The 17,218-nt window shown below is 67.2% G+C and carries 16 protein-coding genes; 9 read left to right on the forward strand and 7 right to left on the reverse strand.

Annotated elements, in window-relative coordinates:
• The 3 genes from ACRDU5_RS20330 to ACRDU5_RS20340 all read left to right on the forward strand — a co-directional run.
• The coding region (locus ACRDU5_RS20330) for a nicotinate phosphoribosyltransferase (protein WP_526616672.1) at positions 1 to 903 on the forward strand (903 nt) is incomplete at its 5' end.
• Complete coding sequence (locus ACRDU5_RS20335) at positions 900 to 2,915, forward strand: ATP-dependent DNA helicase (RefSeq protein ID WP_526616709.1); 2,016 nt, start codon at positions 900 to 902, stop codon at positions 2,913 to 2,915. The genes ACRDU5_RS20330 and ACRDU5_RS20335, both read left to right, overlap by 4 nt.
• 56 nt (positions 2,916 to 2,971) lie before the next feature.
• On the forward strand, positions 2,972 to 4,417 hold the full coding sequence (locus ACRDU5_RS20340; protein ID WP_526616673.1) for a neutral zinc metallopeptidase: 1,446 nt from the start codon (positions 2,972 to 2,974) through the stop codon (positions 4,415 to 4,417).
• Positions 4,418 to 4,421: 4 nt separating this feature from the next.
• Here the strand turns inward: ACRDU5_RS20340 and ACRDU5_RS20345 are convergent, their stop codons facing one another.
• The 4 genes from ACRDU5_RS20345 to ACRDU5_RS20360 form a co-directional block, all read right to left on the reverse strand.
• A complete protein-coding gene (locus ACRDU5_RS20345) occupies positions 4,422 to 5,129 on the reverse strand; it encodes an MspA family porin (RefSeq protein ID WP_526616675.1) in 708 nt (235 codons plus the stop codon).
• Positions 5,130 to 5,250: 121 nt separating this feature from the next.
• Positions 5,251 to 7,857, reverse strand: coding sequence for an alpha-glucan family phosphorylase (gene glgP, locus ACRDU5_RS20350; RefSeq protein WP_526616677.1), 2,607 nt, complete (start codon positions 7,855 to 7,857; stop codon positions 5,251 to 5,253).
• 440 nt (positions 7,858 to 8,297) lie between these two features.
• Positions 8,298 to 8,669 (reverse strand): DUF4267 domain-containing protein, encoded by a 372-nt coding sequence (locus ACRDU5_RS20355; RefSeq protein ID WP_526616678.1) that lies wholly within the window; start codon positions 8,667 to 8,669, stop codon positions 8,298 to 8,300.
• 4 nt (positions 8,670 to 8,673) lie between these two features.
• The gene (locus ACRDU5_RS20360; RefSeq protein ID WP_526616679.1) at positions 8,674 to 9,384 is read right to left on the reverse strand and encodes a fasciclin domain-containing protein; all 711 of its coding nucleotides are present in this window, start codon (positions 9,382 to 9,384) and stop codon (positions 8,674 to 8,676) included.
• Between the two features lie 101 nt (positions 9,385 to 9,485).
• Here ACRDU5_RS20360 and ACRDU5_RS20365 point away from each other — a divergent pair, with 101 nt between their 5' ends.
• From ACRDU5_RS20365 to ACRDU5_RS20375, 3 genes are all read left to right on the forward strand, one after another.
• Entirely contained in the window at positions 9,486 to 9,899 is a 414-nt protein-coding gene (locus ACRDU5_RS20365) for a gamma carbonic anhydrase family protein (RefSeq protein ID WP_526616680.1), read from the forward strand.
• Between the two features lie 62 nt (positions 9,900 to 9,961).
• Positions 9,962 to 11,101, forward strand: a complete 1,140-nt coding sequence (locus tag ACRDU5_RS20370; RefSeq protein WP_526616682.1) for an NAD(P)H-binding protein — start codon at positions 9,962 to 9,964, stop codon at positions 11,099 to 11,101.
• Positions 11,098 to 11,820 carry a CPBP family intramembrane glutamic endopeptidase gene (locus ACRDU5_RS20375; RefSeq protein ID WP_526616684.1) on the forward strand — a complete coding sequence of 241 codons (723 nt, stop codon included), beginning with the start codon at positions 11,098 to 11,100 and terminating at the stop codon, positions 11,818 to 11,820. The genes ACRDU5_RS20370 and ACRDU5_RS20375 overlap by 4 nt, the downstream gene beginning before the upstream one ends.
• A gap of 27 nt (positions 11,821 to 11,847) precedes the next feature.
• Here the strand turns inward: ACRDU5_RS20375 and tet(V) are convergent, their stop codons facing one another.
• Positions 11,848 to 13,101 carry a tetracycline efflux MFS transporter Tet(V) gene (gene tet(V) / locus ACRDU5_RS20380; RefSeq protein WP_526616711.1) on the reverse strand — a complete coding sequence of 418 codons (1,254 nt, stop codon included), beginning with the start codon at positions 13,099 to 13,101 and terminating at the stop codon, positions 11,848 to 11,850.
• An 89-nt stretch (positions 13,102 to 13,190) separates the two neighbouring features.
• Positions 13,191 to 14,003, reverse strand: coding sequence for an enoyl-CoA hydratase/isomerase family protein (locus tag ACRDU5_RS20385; protein WP_526616686.1), 813 nt, complete (start codon positions 14,001 to 14,003; stop codon positions 13,191 to 13,193).
• A 99-nt stretch (positions 14,004 to 14,102) separates the two neighbouring features.
• Here ACRDU5_RS20385 and ACRDU5_RS20390 point away from each other — a divergent pair, with 99 nt between their 5' ends.
• Genes ACRDU5_RS20390 through ACRDU5_RS20400 form a run of 3 tightly spaced genes read left to right on the forward strand, consistent with a single transcriptional unit; the run spans position 14,103 to position 16,984 of the window.
• Entirely contained in the window at positions 14,103 to 15,194 is a 1,092-nt protein-coding gene (locus ACRDU5_RS20390) for a CaiB/BaiF CoA transferase family protein (protein WP_526616688.1), read from the forward strand.
• Positions 15,195 to 15,209: 15 nt separating this feature from the next.
• Positions 15,210 to 15,986, forward strand: a complete 777-nt coding sequence (locus ACRDU5_RS20395; RefSeq protein WP_526616690.1) for a 3-hydroxyacyl-CoA dehydrogenase — start codon at positions 15,210 to 15,212, stop codon at positions 15,984 to 15,986.
• Positions 15,983 to 16,984 carry an NAD(P)H-dependent flavin oxidoreductase gene (locus ACRDU5_RS20400; protein WP_526616692.1) on the forward strand — a complete coding sequence of 334 codons (1,002 nt, stop codon included), beginning with the start codon at positions 15,983 to 15,985 and terminating at the stop codon, positions 16,982 to 16,984. Before ACRDU5_RS20395 ends, ACRDU5_RS20400 begins: the two co-directional genes overlap by 4 nt.
• Before the next feature lie 94 nt (positions 16,985 to 17,078).
• On the opposite strand, the gene ACRDU5_RS20405 is transcribed toward ACRDU5_RS20400, so the two are convergent.
• Positions 17,079 to 17,210 carry a hypothetical protein gene (locus ACRDU5_RS20405; RefSeq protein ID WP_526616694.1) on the reverse strand — a complete coding sequence of 44 codons (132 nt, stop codon included), beginning with the start codon at positions 17,208 to 17,210 and terminating at the stop codon, positions 17,079 to 17,081.
• Positions 17,211 to 17,218 lie beyond the last annotated feature (8 nt).

Below are 17,218 nucleotides of genomic sequence, written 5' to 3' on the forward strand. Positions count from 1 at the left end.
GCGCGGATGGTCGGCGCGGCCGAGGGTCGTCCGCTGATCGAGATGGGGTCGCGGCGCACCCACGAGCAAGCCGCCGTCGCCGCCGCCCGAGCCGCCTACCTCGCCGGCTTCACCGGTTCGTCCAACCTCGAGGCCCAGCGCCGCTACGGCGTGCCGGCGCTGGGCACCAGCGCCCATGCATTCACGCTGCTGTACACCTCACCCACTGGACCCGACGAAAAGGCGGCGTTCCAGGCACAGGTCGACGAGCTCGGTGCCGGCACCACCCTGCTGGTCGACACCTACGACATCACCACCGGAGTTGCCAACGCCGTCGAGGTTGCCGGCGCCGAACTCGGAGCCGTTCGCATCGATTCGGGTGATCTAGGGGTGCTGGCCCGGCAAGTCCGCGGACAACTCGACGCGCTGGGCGCGCACAAGACCCGAATCGTGGTGTCAGGTGACCTCGACGAGTTCTCGATCGCCGCGCTGCGGGCCGACCCGGTCGACAGCTACGGCGTCGGCACCTCGGTGGTGACCGGCTCCGGCGCCCCGACCGCGAACATGGTCTACAAACTGGTGGAGGTGGACGGCATGCCGGTGGAGAAGCGCAGCGCGCACAAGGAGTCGCACGGGGGACGAAAGAGGGCGACGCGGCTCGCCAACGAGTCGGGAACCATCGTCGAGGAGATCGTCCACCCTGCCGCCGATCCGGCACACCATTCGACGCTCGTTCCCCGTGAGTTGACGGTCCCGCTGGTCAAAGACGGTGAGCCGGTCGCGGACCTCGGGTTGGATGCGGCGCGCGAGAAGGTGGTGGCGGGACTGCACAGTTTGCCGTGGGACGGCCTCAAACTCTCCCGCGGCGATCCGGCCATCCCGACCCGGATGGTTCCACCCGGCACGGCCCGCCGAGACGCATAGGAGGAGCCACGCCCGAGGCAACTCCGGTCACCGAACTGCTGGCCACCGCGGTCGCCGCGTTGGGCGGCAGCGAGCGCCGCGGCCAGGTCGAAATGGCCGAGGCCGTCGCCCACGCCTTCGACACCGGTGAACACCTGGCCGTACAGGCCGGCACCGGTACCGGAAAGTCGCTGGCGTATTTGGTGCCCGCGATCGCTCGGGCCGTCGCCACCGATGAACCCGTGGTGGTGTCGACCGCGACCATCGCGCTGCAACGCCAGCTCGTCGACCGGGACTTGCCGCGGCTGGACGAGTCGTTGACCGAGGGCCTGCCGCGCCGTCCGCAGTTCGCCCTGCTGAAGGGGCGGGGAAACTACTTGTGCCTGAACAAGATTCACAATGGTTCGGCCACCGAGCCCGATGAGCGGCCGCAGGAAGAGCTGTTCGACGCGGTGGCCTCCACCGCGCTCGGCCGCGACGTGCAGCGGCTCACCGCCTGGTCCTCGACCACCGACACCGGCGATCGTGACGAGCTGACGCCGGGCGTGCCGGACCGGTCCTGGGCGCAGGTCAGCGTGTCAGCCCGGGAATGTATCGGCGCGGCCCGCTGCCCGTTCGGCACCGACTGCTTCGCGGAGAAGGCACGGGACGTGGCGGGCCACGCCGATGTCGTCGTTACCAATCACGCGCTGTTGGCCATTGACGCCATCTCCGACGCCGCGGTGCTGCCCGAGCACCGGCTGCTCGTGGTGGACGAGGCGCACGAGCTGGTGGACCGGGTGACCGGCGTGGCCACCGCCGAGCTGTCGGCCGCGGCGCTGAGTGCGGCCAACCGACGGGTGGCCCGGCTCGTCGAACCCGAACTCACGCAACGGCTGGAGGCCGCGACGGCGACGTTCTCATCGGCGATTCACGACGCGATACCGGGACGCATCGACCGCCTCGACGACGAGATGACGACCTATCTGACCGCGCTGCGGGACGCGGCCGGCAGGGCGCGGTCGGCGATCGACACCACACCGACCGACCCCAAGGCGGCATCAGCACGTGCGGAAGCAATGACGGTTTTGACCGACATCAGCGATACCGCATCCCGCATCGTGGCCTCGTTCGTCCCGGACATTCCGGACCGCACCGATGTGGTGTGGCTCGACCATGAGGACAACCGCGGATCCATTCGTGCGGTCATGCGGGTGGCACCGCTGTCGGTGGCAGGCTTGTTGCGCGGCAGGCTATTTGAGCGATCCACCGCGGTGCTCACCTCGGCCACGCTGACCGTCGGCGGCACCTTCGACGCGATGGCCACCGCCTGGGGGCTGACCGGTGGGGACGGCGAAGCACCGCGCTGGCGCGGTATCGATGTCGGATCGCCGTTCGAGCACGCCAAGTCCGGCATTCTCTACGTCGCCGCGCACCTGCCGCCGCCGGGGCGCGACGGCACCGGCTCCGCAGAGCAGCTCGACGAGATCGAGGCGCTGGTCACCGCCGCCGGCGGTCGCACTTTGGGGCTGTTTTCGTCGATGCGGGCGGCACGGTCCGCCGCCGAGGTCATGCGGGAGCGGCTGTCCACTCCGGTGTTATGCCAAGGCGACGACGCCACCTCGGCCCTGGTGCGGCAATTCGCCGACGATGCGGCGACGTCCCTGTTCGGCACCTTGTCGCTGTGGCAGGGAGTCGACGTGCCCGGCCCGTCGTTGTCGCTGGTGTTGATCGATCGCATCCCGTTCCCGCGGCCCGACGATCCGCTGCTGTCGGCGCGCCAGCGCGCGGTCGCCGCCCGTGGTGGCAACGGGTTCATGGCCGTGGCCGCCAGTCACGCCGCACTGCTGCTCGCCCAGGGATCGGGCCGGCTGTTGCGGCGCGCCGACGACCGCGGGGTGGTCGCGGTGCTCGACTCACGAATGGCCACCGCGCGCTACGGCGGCTATCTGCGCGCATCGCTGCCGCCGTTCTGGGCCACCACCGACCCGGTCCGGGTCCGGCAGTCACTGGAACGACTCGACGCCGCAGACGCTGACATCGCACTATCCTGAAAGCGAATGTCCAGGGCGCCGATTTCGGCCGACTGATGTGGAGAAAGGCGGCGCCGATGAGCCGACGACACCTCGCGGGCGCCGCGATCGCGGCCTGCACGGCGCTGCTCGTCACGTCCTGTTCCACCACCGTGCAGGGCATGGCCGTTTCGGTCTTCGACGATCCCTTCAGGGTGGCGGGCATGCCGGCCGTGGACGGACCGACGGGGCTGCGTCCCGACGCCAGCGAGCCTTCTCGCGATGTGGAGAACACCGACGGCGGCGAGATCGACGAACTCGCCGCGGCCGCTATCAGTGACATCGAGGACTTCTGGCAGACCGCCTACCCCGAGACGTTCGACCGCGAATTCACACTTGTCGAAGCGCTCATCTCTTGGGACGCCACCGGATTCGACAACCAAGCTTTCTGCGAGTCCGACACCTACGGCCTGGTGAACGCCGGGTTCTGCCCGCTCGACGACACCATCGGCTGGGACCGTGGCGAATTGTTCCCGGCACTACGGGACAACTTCGGTGAGATTGCCGTCACCAATGTGCTCGCCCACGAGTACGGCCATGCGATTGTGCACCAGGCGAATTTGAACAAGAGGGGCACGCCGACGCTGGTCGCCGAACAGCAGGCCGATTGTCTTGCCGGGGTGTACATGCGCTGGGTCGCCGAGGGCAATTCTCAGCGCTTCACTCTCAGCACCGGCGAGGGCCTCAACAAGCTACTGGCGGCAGAGATTTCGTTCCGCGACCCGGTGCTGAGCGAGGACGACTACGACACCGGCGAGGACGAGCACGGCTCGGCGTTCGAGCGGATCACCGCATTCCAGTTCGGGTTCACCGACGGGGCTGCGTCGTGCGCGGCGATCGATGTCCGGGAGATCGGGCAGCGCCGCGGCGACCTGCCGGTGGAACTGCAGACGGACCAGACGGGCGAATGGCCGGTCAGCGAGGAATCCGTGCAGGCGGTCTTCGAGGCGCTGGAGATCATGTTCGCGCCGGCCAACCCGCCGCGGCTGAGCCTCGACGCGGAGTCCGCGGCGGACTGCCCGGACGCCCGTCCCAGCCCGCCGGTGTCGTATTGCCCGGCCACCAACACGATCGCGGTCGACCTGCCGGAGCTCGAGGTGAAGGGCGCTCAATCCGAGGAGCAGAACGGCGGCTTGGTGTCCGGGGACAACTCCGCCTACTCGGTGCTGGCATCCCGCTACATGCTTGCCGTTCAGCACGAACGCGGTGGGCTGGTGCTGGACAACGCCGAGGCCGCGCTGCGCACCGCATGCCTGACGGGCGTCGCGACGACGAAGATGACCAAGGCTGTTACCACGTCGGACGGCAACACGGTGGCGCTGACCGCGGGTGATCTCGACGAGGCCGTCTCCGGCCTGCTCACCGACGGGTTGGCGGCCAGCGACGTCAACGGCGAAACGGTGCCGTCCGGCTTCTCGCGGATGGACGCGTTCCGCACCGGTGTGCTCGGCGACGAGGAGCGCTGTTTCAAGCGCTTCCCGTGACCGGTTAAACCTTCTTGGTCACGCCGTAGTAGCCCAGGATTGCATCGGAGACATCCGTCGACCTGGTCAAGAACGCGTACGAGCGGATGAACGACTCGCCGACGCAGCCGTCGATCTTGATGCGGAAGCCGGTCACCATCACCCACGGGTCGGCGCCCGTGAATTCCTTCTTCGACACCGGAACGATGTTGATCAGGCCGGGCTTGAGCCCAACCGCGATGGCACCGCCGATCGGGGACAACACGTCGGGAAAAATCGTGTCCTCCACCAGGCCGATGGACGGCGTGAACCCGACCGAGCCGCTCATGGTCACGCCCTGGGAGGTGCTCATGTCGATGCCGCAGCCGATCTGGAAGCCCACTTCGAGCGTGCCGTGTGGCGGTTCGTCCTCCTCGGGACCGCTGAGGGAGCCGTTGAAGGTGCCTCCGACGATGTACTCGCGCGAGGAGACGGCGGTCGTCAGCGGATTGCTCACCACTTGGGTCTCGTCCTTGGCCGACACCGTCAGCGTCCAGCCGTCCGGGGACGTGACGATGGCCGGCGGCGACGATTCCACCAGGCCCTCCGGCGCCGGTGGCGGCGGTGCGTCGGCGACGACCGGCTCGACGGCCGGATCGGCCGGCTCGGTGACCGGATCGGCCGACGCCAACGGAATGGTCAGGGTGCACGCCGCCACCACAGTGGCCAACGGCGCGAGGATTCGAAACAGCACGGGACAGCCTCTCTCGACGCGGTTCACCCGCCGCGCCGTCCCGGCTATGGCAGGCATCACAGGAGGAACTTACATCGTCTAGGTATTGCCCGACCGGCGGTTCCCACGTAGTGCCTCGCGGTCAGGCGAGCGTGACCAGCCCGAGCTCGGTCTCGGCGGCCAGCAGCGGATGATGCGGCAACACCCGCACCGTGTAGCCGACCGGCCCGGCCACCGGAAGCGGCGCCGTGGTCGAGAAGATCTCGTTTCCGCCGTCGGCCGTTCCGGTATGCGGCATCGGCACCGTCACCGGATCGATCAGCGAGTCGCTGGCGTCGACCCGACCCAACACCGCCTGTACGACTACCTCGTCCGGCCGCAGGCCGGCTAGCTGCACCGTCGCCGACAACGTGAGTTCGGAGCCCAGCAGCGGGGTGTCGGGCAGTCCGGTGCTGTCGACGTCGGTGATCTGGATCTTCGGCCACGCCTCCTGTGCACGTTGCCGGTACGCGGCCAGTTCCCAGGCGGCACCGAACGGCACCCCACCCTCTTCGCTGGGCTGGACGGTCTTGCGTAGCGACTGCGCCGCCGGCGCGTAGTACTTCTCGGTGTAGTCGCGCACCATCCGCGACGCCAGCACCTTCGGCCCAAGCACCTGCAGCGTGTGGCGGACCATCTCGACCCACCGCATCGGCATGCCCTGCCCGTCTCGGTCGTAGAACTTCGGCGCCACCGACTGCTCGAGCAGATCGTAGAGCGCGGCGGCCTCCAGATCGTCGCGTCGGCCCTCGTCGGTCAGCCCGTCGGCGGTCGGTATCTCCCAACCATTCTCGCCGTCGTACCACTCGTCCCACCAGCCGTCACGGATGGACAGGTTCAGCCCGCCGTTGAGCGCGCTCTTCATTCCCGACGTGCCACACGCCTCCAGCGGGCGCAGCGGGTTGTTCAGCCACACGTCGCAGCCCCAATACAGTTGGCGGGCCATCGACATGTCGTAGTCGGGCAGAAACGCGATGCGATGGCGTACCTCCGGCTGGTCGGCGAACCGCACAACCTGCTGGATCAGTGCCTTACCGCCCTCGTCGGCAGGGTGCGACTTGCCAGCGACGATCAATTGGATGGGCCGCTTCTCGTCCAGCAGCAGCTTGGACAACCGGTCCGGATCGCGCAGCATCAGCGTCAGCCGCTTATACGTCGGAACCCGTCGCGCGAATCCGATCGTCAGCACGTCCGGATCGAAAGCCGTTGCAATCCAACCTAGTTCGGCACCAGCGGTGCCACGTTCCAGCCACGACCGACGCAGCCGCGCCCGGACATCGGAGACCAGCAGCTCACGAAGTTGCGAACGGATCCACCACAGATGCCCGGGATCGACCTGCTGTAAGCGCTGCCAGACGGCGGGCTCGCTGGGTGAGTCCGCGCCGATCAGTTCGCGTCCCAGCTCCAGCCACTGCGGCGCCGCCCAGGTCGGCGCGTGTACCCCATTGGTGATCGAGCCGATCGGCACCTCGCTGGAATCGAATCCCGGCCACAACTCGTTGAACATCGCGCGGCTGACCCGGCCGTGCAGCAGCGACACCCCGTTGGCACGCTGTGCCAACCGCAGGCCCATGTGCGCCATGTTGAACTTCGACGGGTCGTCCTCCGCCCCGAATGCGATCACTCGGTCCAGCGGTACGCCCGGCAGCAGCCGTGAGTCGGCGCCGGACGGACTGCCATCCGGACTACCGAAGTAGCGCTTCACCATCTCCACCGGGAATCGGTCGATACCGGCAGCCACCGGCGTATGCGTGGTGAAAACGGTGGATGACCGCACCACGGTCAGTGCGGTGTCGAAATCCAGCCCGGAGTCGATCAGCTCCCGAATCCGCTCGACGCCGAGAAATCCGGCATGACCCTCGTTCATGTGGAACACCTCGGGCGTCGGCAGATCCTCGATGGCGGTGAATGCCCGGATCGCCCGCACCCCGCCGATGCCGGCCAGGATCTCCTGCTTGATCCGGTGTGCCTGATCCCCGCCGTACAGCCGGTCGGTGACGCTGCGCAGATCATGCTCGTTCGCGGGGATGTCGGCATCCAACAGCAGCAACGGAATTCGACCGACCTGGGCGATCCAAACGTGCGCCCGCAATTGGTTGGAGTCCGGCATGGCCAATTCGACCAGCACCGGGTTGTCGTCGTTGTCGGTCAGCAACCGCAGTGGCAGACCCTGTGGATCCAGCGACGGATAGTTCTCGTGTTGCCAGCCGGCGGCGGTCAACGACTGCCGGAAGTACCCCGACCGGTATAACAGGCCGACCGCGATCAGCGGCAGTCCCAGATCCGATGCCGACTTCAAATGGTCACCGGCGAGAATCCCCAGGCCGCCGGAGTAGTTCGGCAGCACCTCGGCGACGCCGAACTCCATCGAGAAGTACGCGATGCCGTTGGGCAACTCCGCGCCGGTGTCGGCCTGTTGCTGGTACCACAGCGGCTTGGTCAGGTAGTCGTCCAGATCGGCGGCCAGCTCATCGAGGCGCTGCAGGAACGATTCATCGACGGCGAGTTCGTCCAGCCGCTTCGGACTGATCTGCCCGAGCAGCGCCACCGGATCGCAGCCCACCTGCGTCCACAACTCCGAATCGATGGCCGCGAACAGGTCTTGCGTCGGCTTGTCCCAGGACCAGCGCAGGTTGATCGACAGCCGCTCCAGCGCGGTCAATCGCTCGGGAAGATGCGCGCGGACCGTGAACCGGCGGAGGGCTTTCACGCGACCCCACCTTACTGATGATTTCCCTGCGTGCAGCTTCGCCGCCGTGATCGCTTTACCGTTGCCGTTGAGTGTGTTTGAGTGACACGCTCGCGCGGCGTCCCCGTGCGGGGTTTGGGTTCTGGCTTCACCGCCCACGGCCGCCGCTTGCGCGGGTCGGTCTTACACGGGCTCGCCAGGCCAGCGTAATCGGCTGGTCTGGCCCGCCGTCTCCAGCGCTACCGCTGGAACTGCTGACGAACGGCGCCGTGGCCCCGACTGGACCACAACTGGCATATCCCGGCCAGTCACGGGGATTAAGTTATGCCGCCAACCTATCTTCGACGTACGACAAGCTCTGCTAGAACACACCAAAGCACACTCGAATACACCCCAGCGGTAACAGCTCCTCTCCCCCTTCAGCTGCTCGCGCAGGAAAGGCTAGCCGGCAGGCGCGGGCTCTAGCCGAGCAGAAGCAGCAAGGCGGCGACGACCAATGCCACCGCGGTGGCGGCATGTATCCCGTACGCGCGTCCCTTCGAACCTTGATGCCCCAGCACGATGAGCGTGTCACCGATCGGAATGAGCGCGATGATCAGCACGACCCAGCCCAGCGTGTCGAACTGCCGGGTGGCGAGGAGATAAAGCCCCAGTAGGCCGGGAACGACATCCCGGATTCCCTTGACATGTAGCCACCCCACGGTCGACTCCGACGCCCGGCCTGGCAGCCCGAACGTAGCCGCGGTGGCCAGGGGCGCGACCAGGTAGCAGATTCCGACGACGATGATGGCCACCGCCAGCAGGCCGGCAAGACCGGCACCGACGTAGACCATCGCGCTAGCCGGCTGGGGCCTCAGCGCCCGGGGTAACGGTTTCCGACGTCGTCGTCGTGGTGGTCGTCGTAGTCGAGCTGGTGCCCGTCGGGGTGATCGGTTGCGGACCGGCTGCCGGGTCCAACACCTTGTCGATCAGGTAGATCCGCGCGTTGCTGGCCTGGATGGCGCCGCAGAGCACCTTTGCGGTGTCGTTGACCTTGATATCGCCACCCTCGCCTTCCACCTTGATCTCGGTGCCCTCCTGCGTGGGTCGCTGACCCTTCACATCGTCGGGGCCGAGCAGGCCGAGGAAGACGTGGTAATTATCGAACTTGGTCAGCGCCGCCGGATCGGCCTTCAGGGCGTCGAGTTGCTGCGGCGGGAGTTCGGCGAACGCCTCGTTCGTCGGCGCGAACACCACATACGGCCCGTTCTCGAGCATGGGCACCGTGTTGACCGCGGGATTGAACCCTCCTGAGATCGCGGCGTTGAAGGTGCTGATGTCGGGGATGCTAGCCAGCGCCTTCCCGACCGGGATGTTGTTCAAGGTCTTGAAGTTGGGCACCGACTGCTTGAAGGCGTCACAGCCCGGACCCTGCGGATCGGGGACCTCGGCCACCGGTACGGGCTCCGGCGGCGGATCGGCGTATGCGTTGATCGCGAGTGGCAGCGACGACGCGATCGCGGCGATTCCCGCGGTGGCGGCGAATGCCTTGCTGGTGCGAGTCTTCAATTCGGCTCCTCGGCTCGTCAGGTCGCTTGGCATGTTAGAGGCATTGATCAAGGAAGAGCAAAATCGAGGTGCCGCGATATGGCGAAAAACCAGTGCATTCGATGTCGCGCATGCCTGAGCCGCTGATCCTGTCCGTGCGCGGTCGTACGCCCCAGTTGCACGCCGAATCCTGGGTCGCACCCAGCGCGAATGTGATCGGTCAGGTCAGCATCGCCGCCAGGGCAAGCGTCTGGTACGGCGCGACGTTGCGCGCCGAGGCCGAACCCATCGACATCGGGTTCGGCACCAATATCCAGGACGGCGTCACCATTCACGTCGATTCGGAGTTTCCGGTCAGCGTCGGCGCAGGCGTCAGCGTCGGCCACAACGCCGGTCTGGTGCCGCCGCGGTCGCTGGTGACCGGCGTGCCCGGCGCGGTGCGGCGCGAACTCAGCGACGCCGAGATCGCCAACAACCGCCACAACGCCGCGGTGTACCAGCACCTGGTCGACCTGCATCGTGCCGCTCTGGGTTAGCCTGCGGCCGCCTTCCCCGATTTTCACTAGATCGGCGTGGGTACATAGTTACGGTGGACCTAATGCGGATCTTGGTCACCGGCGCCACCGGCTACGTCGGTTCCCGACTCATCGCCCAACTGCTCTCCGGAGGCCACGACGTCGTGGCCGCCTCGCGCAATCCCGACCGCCTGGCCAAATTCGGCTGGCACAGCGACGTCACCGGCGTGGCGCTGGACGCGCACGACCCGGCCGCGACCAAGACGGCATTCCGCGAGGCCGGGCCGGTCGACGTCGTCTACTACCTGGTCCACGGCATCGGCCAGCCCGACTTCCGCGACGCCGACTACGCGGCCGCGGCCAACGTCGCGGCGGCCGCCAAGGACGGCGGAGTGCGGCGCATCGTCTACCTGGGCGGCTTCGTTCCCGACGATCACGAACTGTCCGAGCACCTGACCAGCCGGGCCGAGGTTGCCGCTGCACTGAGTGTCGACGGCGGCCCCGAGGTGGTATGGCTGGGCGCGGCGATGATCATCGGGGCGGGATCGACGTCATTCGAGATGCTGCGCTACGTCGGCGATCGCTTCCTGCTGCTCCCGGTGCCGGAGTGGATGAACAATTCGATGGACCCGATATCGATCCGCGACGTGCTCTACTACCTCGTCGCCGCGGCCGACGCCGACCAGGTGCCGGCCGGCGCGTACGACATCTTCGGCCAGGAGACGACGACGTATCGCGACCTGTTGCAGGCATATGGCCGCGCGACGGGCAAGTGGCGGGCTAGCGTGCCGATCCGTGGAGTGGATACCGGCGTCGTGTCGAAGGTCACCGCGGTCGCATTGCCGGTACCCGCTGGGCTCGCGGCCGATCTTATTGAGTCGCTTGACCATCCGATGATGGCCTCCGCTGACGGCCTGCGTGATCTGCTGCCCGACCCGCCGGATGGCCTGGTCGCGATCGACGACGCCATCGCACGGTCCCTGTCCAACGGGCGGCCACCACCCGTCAACGAACTCACCGATCCACACCATCTGGCCGACAGCGATCCCACTTGGGCTGGTGGCGACACGCTACGCATTCAGCGACTGGCGAGATCGGTCACGCCGCCGTTAGTCCGGCCCGTCCTCGGGCTGCTCGATGCCGTACCAGGACCCGTCGCCGCGGCGCTGCGGACCGGGCTAGACACCCTGATCAATCTCACACCGAAGGCGCGCCCGGCATGACACAACCCGCCACCAGCTATCCCGGGTTCTTCCGCGAGGTCAGAGACAACATCACCAGGGTCGCCGTCCCGCACCACGAACCGCCCGCGGTGGTGCTGCGCCGGCGCATCACTGTTGCGATCGTGCTGGTGATAGGCGCTGCGCTACTGGGATATTCGCTGGCGCTGGAGCCCGGTGACGTGTCCTTCTACTGGCTTACCCTCGTCCTTGCGGCGGTCTGGATCGTGGGTGCGCTCGCGTCGGGGCCGCTGCACCTCGGTGGCGTGCGCTTCCGGGGACGCAATCAACGCCCGGTGATCACCGGGACAGTGGTCGGCTTGGTGGTCGGCGCCGTCTTCGCGCTCGGGGGGCTGATCGCCCGCGAAATCCCGGCGCTCTCCGGTCATGTCACCCGCGTCCTCGAATTCGCGAACCAGGAGAACTTGGCGCTGATCGTGTTCAGCATCCTGATCAACGGGGTTGCGGAGGAAGTGTTCTTCCGTGGCGCACTGTACACGGCGCTGGAAAAACACTACCCCGCAATCGTTTCCACGATCATCTACACGGCCGCGATATTCGTCGCCACCCGCAACCCGATGCTGGCGTTCGCCGCGTTGGTGCTCGGCTCCGTGTGTGCGTTTGAGCGTCGGGCCACCGGCGGAGTGCTGGCACCGATCCTCACCCACATGGTGTGGGGGCTGATCATGGTGCTCGTGCTTCCGCCAGTTTTCGGCGTCTGACGACGCCGCGCTGCCGTCGGTCGGCGTCTAGCGCAACGGGTGCGCCAGTTCGTCACGCCCCATCCGTGCGGCGACGAACGCGATCACCGCCAGCACGACCGGAACCACCGCCGCGGCCAGGAAGATCGTCTCGACCGAGATGACCTTGGACAGCGGGCCGGCCACCGCCATTGACACCGGCATGAACGCCAGGGACACAAAGAAGTCCAGGCTCGACACCCGGCCCAGCATCTCCGGCGGCACCCGCCGCTGCAACAGCGTGCCCCAGATGACCATGCCCGCACTGTCGGTCAAGCCGACGACGAAGGCGGCGGCGGCCATCCACGGAAACGATGACGAATAGCCCAGCACCACCAGGGGCAGATTGCCCAGCCCCCAGCAGAGCATCATCACCGTCAGGTAGCGCCGCGGAAGCCGTCCCGATGACACCGCCAGTGCGCCTAGCGCCCCGCCGATTCCGTACGCGGCCAGAATGAAACCGTATATCCGCTCGCCCTCTTCGAATCTGGCGGCGGTGATGAACGGCAGCAGCACCTCGATCGGCCCGATCACCACCAATACGAATCCGCTGGCGAACAGCAGTGTGGCCAGCAGCCACGGGGTGTGCAGCATGAACAGGAAGCCGTCCCGCAGGTCGGCGAGCACATGCGGCTGCTCGCGTGTTTCATCACGCAAGAACGGCCGCGACACCGGCCGCGTCGCGACGAGCAGCGCCAGCCCGGTGCCGTACAGCACCGCGACGGCGACCGCACCCAGCGTCGGGAAGGTGGTGCCGACAAGCACGCCCGCGATCGCCGGTCCAATCGCCTGCTGCAGCGTCGGACGGACCACGCCCTCGATCCCGTTGGCCGCCAACAGCTGTTCGGCCGGCAGGATGCGTGGCAGGTATGCGCTGTAGGCCGGGAAGAAGAACGCCGCGGCGACGCCAAGGCATGAGGCGGCGACGGCCATGTGCCACAACTGCAACGAGCCGGTGAGGCCGAGGGCCGCCACGGCCGATACCGCGACGAAGTTGACCGCCTCGACGACGATGATGATCGTGCGCTGTGGGTACCGGTCCGCCGCGATGCCGCCGACCAACAGGAACGCCACCATTCCGACACCCAGGCAGGCGGCGACCAGCGACAGCGCGGCGGGGTCGTTGTTGATGGCGATGACCTGAAGTGCCATCACCACCGCCCACATGCCGGTGGCGAAGATCGAGATCGACACCGCCGCGATCAGCAGGCGGTACTCGCGGAATTGGAACGGTGCGAGCACGCGCCAGCCACCGGTGGCCACCGGCTGCTCAAGATCGAATTGCGTACTCACCGAACGATGGTCGCCGACCGGGTCGGGCTGCGTCCAACGATTTTTGGACAAGCTCCCGTTCAGGAGTCGGTGAAGTTGGCCGTGCGACGCTCCTGGAAGGCCTTGATGCCCTCGCGGTAGTCGGTGCCCTTCAAGAGCGATCGCTGGCCGGCCTTTTCGCGCTCCAGCGCCGCCTCGAGTTCGGTCAGTGTGGTGGCGTTGACGGCTTCCTTCGTCTTCGCCATCGCCACAGCGGGTCCGCGAACCAGCGTGGCGATGGCCTTGTCCACCTCGGCGTCAAGGTCGTCGGCCGGATAGACCGCCGTCACCAGGCCGGCGCGCAACGCCTCGTCCGCAGGAATTCGCTCGGCCAACAAAGCCATCCGCATGGCGCGGATTCGACCGATTGCGGCGGCGACGAGAGCCGACGCCCCGCCGTCGGGCATCAACCCAATCTTGGTGAAGGCGAGCATGAAATACGCGTTCTCCGACGCCAGCACGACATCGCACGCCAGGGCGAGCGATGCCCCCACACCCGCCGCGGCTCCCTGCACGACGGCGACAACCGGGCGGGGCAGCGCCACGACCGACCGCACCGCGCGGTTGGCCGCGTCCAGTACCGACAGGCCGCCCGCCTTGGCTCGCTGATCCTCGGCGCTGATACCGGCACCGGAGCTGAATCCGCGACCCGCACCGGCGATGCGCACCACCTTGACTTCCGGATCGGTGGCCGCCCGGTCCAACGCGTCCGCGATGCCGTTGAACATCGTCGCGGTCAGCGAGTTCAGGCTGTCCGGCCGGTTCAACGTCAGCGACAGCACGCCGTCGGCGAGGGCGACCAGCAGGCCGTCCACACTCACATACGCACCGGTGCTGGAACCGACAGTTGTCATGGGTGAACCTTAAATCGGGCTGGCCAAAGGGGCCGCGACTGGTTTCACATGGTTATACAAGTAAGCTATGTCGCGGTCAACTACGGGAGGCGGTTTCTCATGGCGGGACCACTGCAGCGATTGCGAGTCGTCGAACTGGCCGGCATCGGTCCCGGCCCGCATGCCGCGATGATCCTGGCCGACCTCGGCGCCGACGTGGTCCGCGTCGAACGCCCGGGCGGGACGGGGGGAGTGCCGAAGGGCAGCCACGAAGCCATGAATCGCAACCGGCGAGCCGTCGCGGCCAACCTGAAGACCGACGAAGGCCGCGATCAGGTGCTGCAACTGATCGCCAAGGCCGACGTGCTGATCGAGGGCTACCGGCCGGGCGTCACCGAGCGGCTGGGCCTCGGACCCGCGGACTGCGCGAAGGTCAACGACGGGCTGGTCTACGCACGGATGACGGGCTGGGGCCAAACCGGCCCGCGCAGCCAGCAGGCCGGCCACGACATCAACTACATCTCACTCAACGGCCTGCTGCACTCCATCGGCCACGCCGGTGGCCGCCCGGTGCCGCCGTTGAATCTGACCGGCGACTTCGGCGGCGGCTCGATGTTTCTGATCGTCGGCATTCTGGCGGCGATCTGGGAGCGGCAGAGCTCCGGCAAGGGCCAGGTGGTCGACGCCGCGATGATCGACGGCTCCAGCGTGTTGATGGCGATGATGTGGGGAATGCGGGCCGGCGGCCTGTGGTCCGACGAGCGCGGCAAAAACATGCTCGACAGCGGTGCCCCGTACTACGACACCTATGAGTGCGCGGACGGCCGGTACATGGCGGTGGGTGCGATCGAGCCGCAGTTCTATGCGGAGCTGCTGAAAGGACTCGGCCTCGACGGTGAAGACCTGCCCGCCCAGCAGGACGTCGGCCGCTGGCCCGAACTGCGGGCCCGGTTCACCGAGGTGTTCGGTTCGGCCGATCGCGACCACTGGGCCAAGGTGTTCGCCGACAGCGACGCCTGCGCGACCCCGGTACTGGCGTTCGGCGAGGTGGAGACGGAACCTCACGTCACCGAGCGCGACACCTTCTACCTGGATGGCGACGTGCTGCTGCCGGCACCGGCGCCGCGGTTCTCCCGCAGCGTGCCGTCCACACCCAAGCCGTTGGGCGAGCCCGGGACGGACATCGAAACCGTTCTTCGCGACTGGAAATAGAAAGGGAAAGCATCAGTGGAGATCAAAGACGCCGTAGCCGTCGTCACCGGGGGAGCCTCCGGTCTCGGTCTGGCCACCACCAGGCGACTGCTGGACGCCGGCGCGCAGGTGGTCGTGCTGGACATCAGGGGCAAGGAGGCCATCGACCAACTCCCGGCCGAACTCGGCGACCGCGCCACCTTCGCGCAGACCGACGTCACCGATGAGGCCGCGGTGACCGCCGCACTCGACGCCGCCGAGGCACTGGGCCCGCTGCGCATAGTGATCAACTGCGCGGGCACCGGCAACGCGGTCAAGACCCTGGGCAAGGACGGCCCGTTCCCGCTCGACGCGTTCCGCAAGGTCGTCGAGATCAACCTGATCGGCACGTTCAACGTGATCCGGCTCGGCGCCGAGCGCATCGCCAAGACCGAACCCATCGGTAGCCCAGACAGCCCAGAGCGCGGCGTCATCGTCAACACCGCCTCGGTCGCGGCGTTCGACGGCCAGATCGGGCAGGCCGCCTATTCCGCATCCAAGGGCGGCGTGGTCGGCATGACGCTGCCGATCGCCCGCGATCTGTCCCGCGACCTGATCCGGGTGGTGACCATCGCGCCCGGCCTGTTCGACACGCCGCTGCTGGCGGGGCTGCCGGAGCCGGCCAAGGAGTCGCTCGGCAAGCAGGTGCCGCACCCGAGTCGATTGGGCAAGCCGGACGAGTACGGCGCGCTGGCCGTGCACATCGTGGAGAACCCGATGCTCAACGGCGAGGTCATCCGCCTCGACGGTGCGATCCGGATGGCGCCGCGATGAGCCTGACGACGAAGTTCACCGAGACGTTCGGGGTCGAGCACCCCGTCGTGCAGGGCGGCATGCAGTGGGTGGGCCGCGCGGAACTTGTTGCGGCGGTGGCGAACTCGGGTGCGCTGGGTTTCCTTACCGCGCTGACCCAGCCGACTCCGGCGGATCTGGCCCGCGAGATCGCGAAGACCCGCGAGCTGACCGACAAGCCGTTCGGGGTGAATCTGACGATTCTGCCGACCATCAACCCGCCGCCGTATGACGAATACCGGCGGGTGATCGTCGAGGCGGGCATCAAGATCGTCGAGACCGCAGGATCCAACCCGGCGCCGCATCTGCCGATGTTCCACGAGAACGGGATAAAGGTGCTGCACAAGTGCACCTCGGTGCGGCACGCGGTCAAGGCGCAGAGTCTCGGCGTCGACGGCATCAGCATCGACGGCTTCGAGTGCGCGGGACATCCCGGCGAGGACGACATCCCCGGCCTGATCCTGATCCCCGCCGCGGCCGCCAAGATCGACATCCCGATGATCGCCTCCGGCGGCTTCGCCGACGCCCGTGGTCTGGTGGCGGCGCTGGCGCTGGGTGCCGACGGCATCAACATGGGCTCACGGTTCATGTGCACGGTGGAGTCGTGTATCCACCAGAACGTCAAGGAAGCCATCGTCGCCGGCGACGAGCGCGGCACCGAATTGATCTTCCGCACGCTTCGCAACACCGCGCGTGTCGCAAGCAACACGGTGTCGCGTGAAGTGGTCGACATCCTCAACCGCGGCGGCGACTTCGGCGATATCAAGGATCTGGTCGCCGGTGTGCGCGGCCGCAAGGTCTTCGACGACGGCGACATGGAAGCCGGTATCTGGTCGGTCGGCACCGCGATGGGTTTGATCAACGACATCCCGACCGTCGGCGATCTTGTCGCGCGCATCGTGGACGAGGCCGAGGAGCTAATCACCGGCCGGCTCGGCGACATGGTCGAGCCGGCGGCGGAGGAGAAGGTTCCCGCCTGAAAATTGGCGGTAATTACATCAATGAAGGATCAACGAGGCGCCCGTACTGGGCAAACTGTCTGATGCGTCAGCGCGCTCATCCGAGCGCGTTGGCTCAGACCGCGGTGGGCAGCGGGTGGCCGTCGTCCAGCTGCTCCGAGGTGTCACCCTCTACCAGGACATCGCCGTGGTAGAGCGCCTCGAAGTCAACCTTGATGACATCGGCACTGGTGTCGTCGATCCACATGCCTCTGA

It is taken from the genome of Mycobacterium sp., from assembly GCF_050701515.1.
Classification (GTDB): domain Bacteria; phylum Actinomycetota; class Actinomycetes; order Mycobacteriales; family Mycobacteriaceae; genus Mycobacterium.

Coding starts and splice junctions, on each gene's coding strand:
- ACRDU5_RS20370 (WP_526616682.1), top strand. CDS start 9,962: ATGCGGATCTTGGTCACCGGCGCCACCGGCTACGTCGGTTCCCGACTC.
- ACRDU5_RS20355 (WP_526616678.1), bottom strand. CDS start 8,669: ATGGTCTACGTCGGTGCCGGTCTTGCCGGCCTGCTGGCGGTGGCCATC.
- ACRDU5_RS20390 (WP_526616688.1), top strand. CDS start 14,103: ATGGCGGGACCACTGCAGCGATTGCGAGTCGTCGAACTGGCCGGCATC.
- ACRDU5_RS20400 (WP_526616692.1), top strand. CDS start 15,983: ATGAGCCTGACGACGAAGTTCACCGAGACGTTCGGGGTCGAGCACCCC.
- ACRDU5_RS20340 (WP_526616673.1), top strand. CDS start 2,972: ATGAGCCGACGACACCTCGCGGGCGCCGCGATCGCGGCCTGCACGGCG.
- ACRDU5_RS20385 (WP_526616686.1), bottom strand. CDS start 14,003: ATGACAACTGTCGGTTCCAGCACCGGTGCGTATGTGAGTGTGGACGGC.
- ACRDU5_RS20375 (WP_526616684.1), top strand. CDS start 11,098: ATGACACAACCCGCCACCAGCTATCCCGGGTTCTTCCGCGAGGTCAGA.
- ACRDU5_RS20365 (WP_526616680.1), top strand. CDS start 9,486: ATGTCGCGCATGCCTGAGCCGCTGATCCTGTCCGTGCGCGGTCGTACG.
- ACRDU5_RS20405 (WP_526616694.1), bottom strand. CDS start 17,210: ATGTGGATCGACGACACCAGTGCCGATGTCATCAAGGTTGACTTCGAG.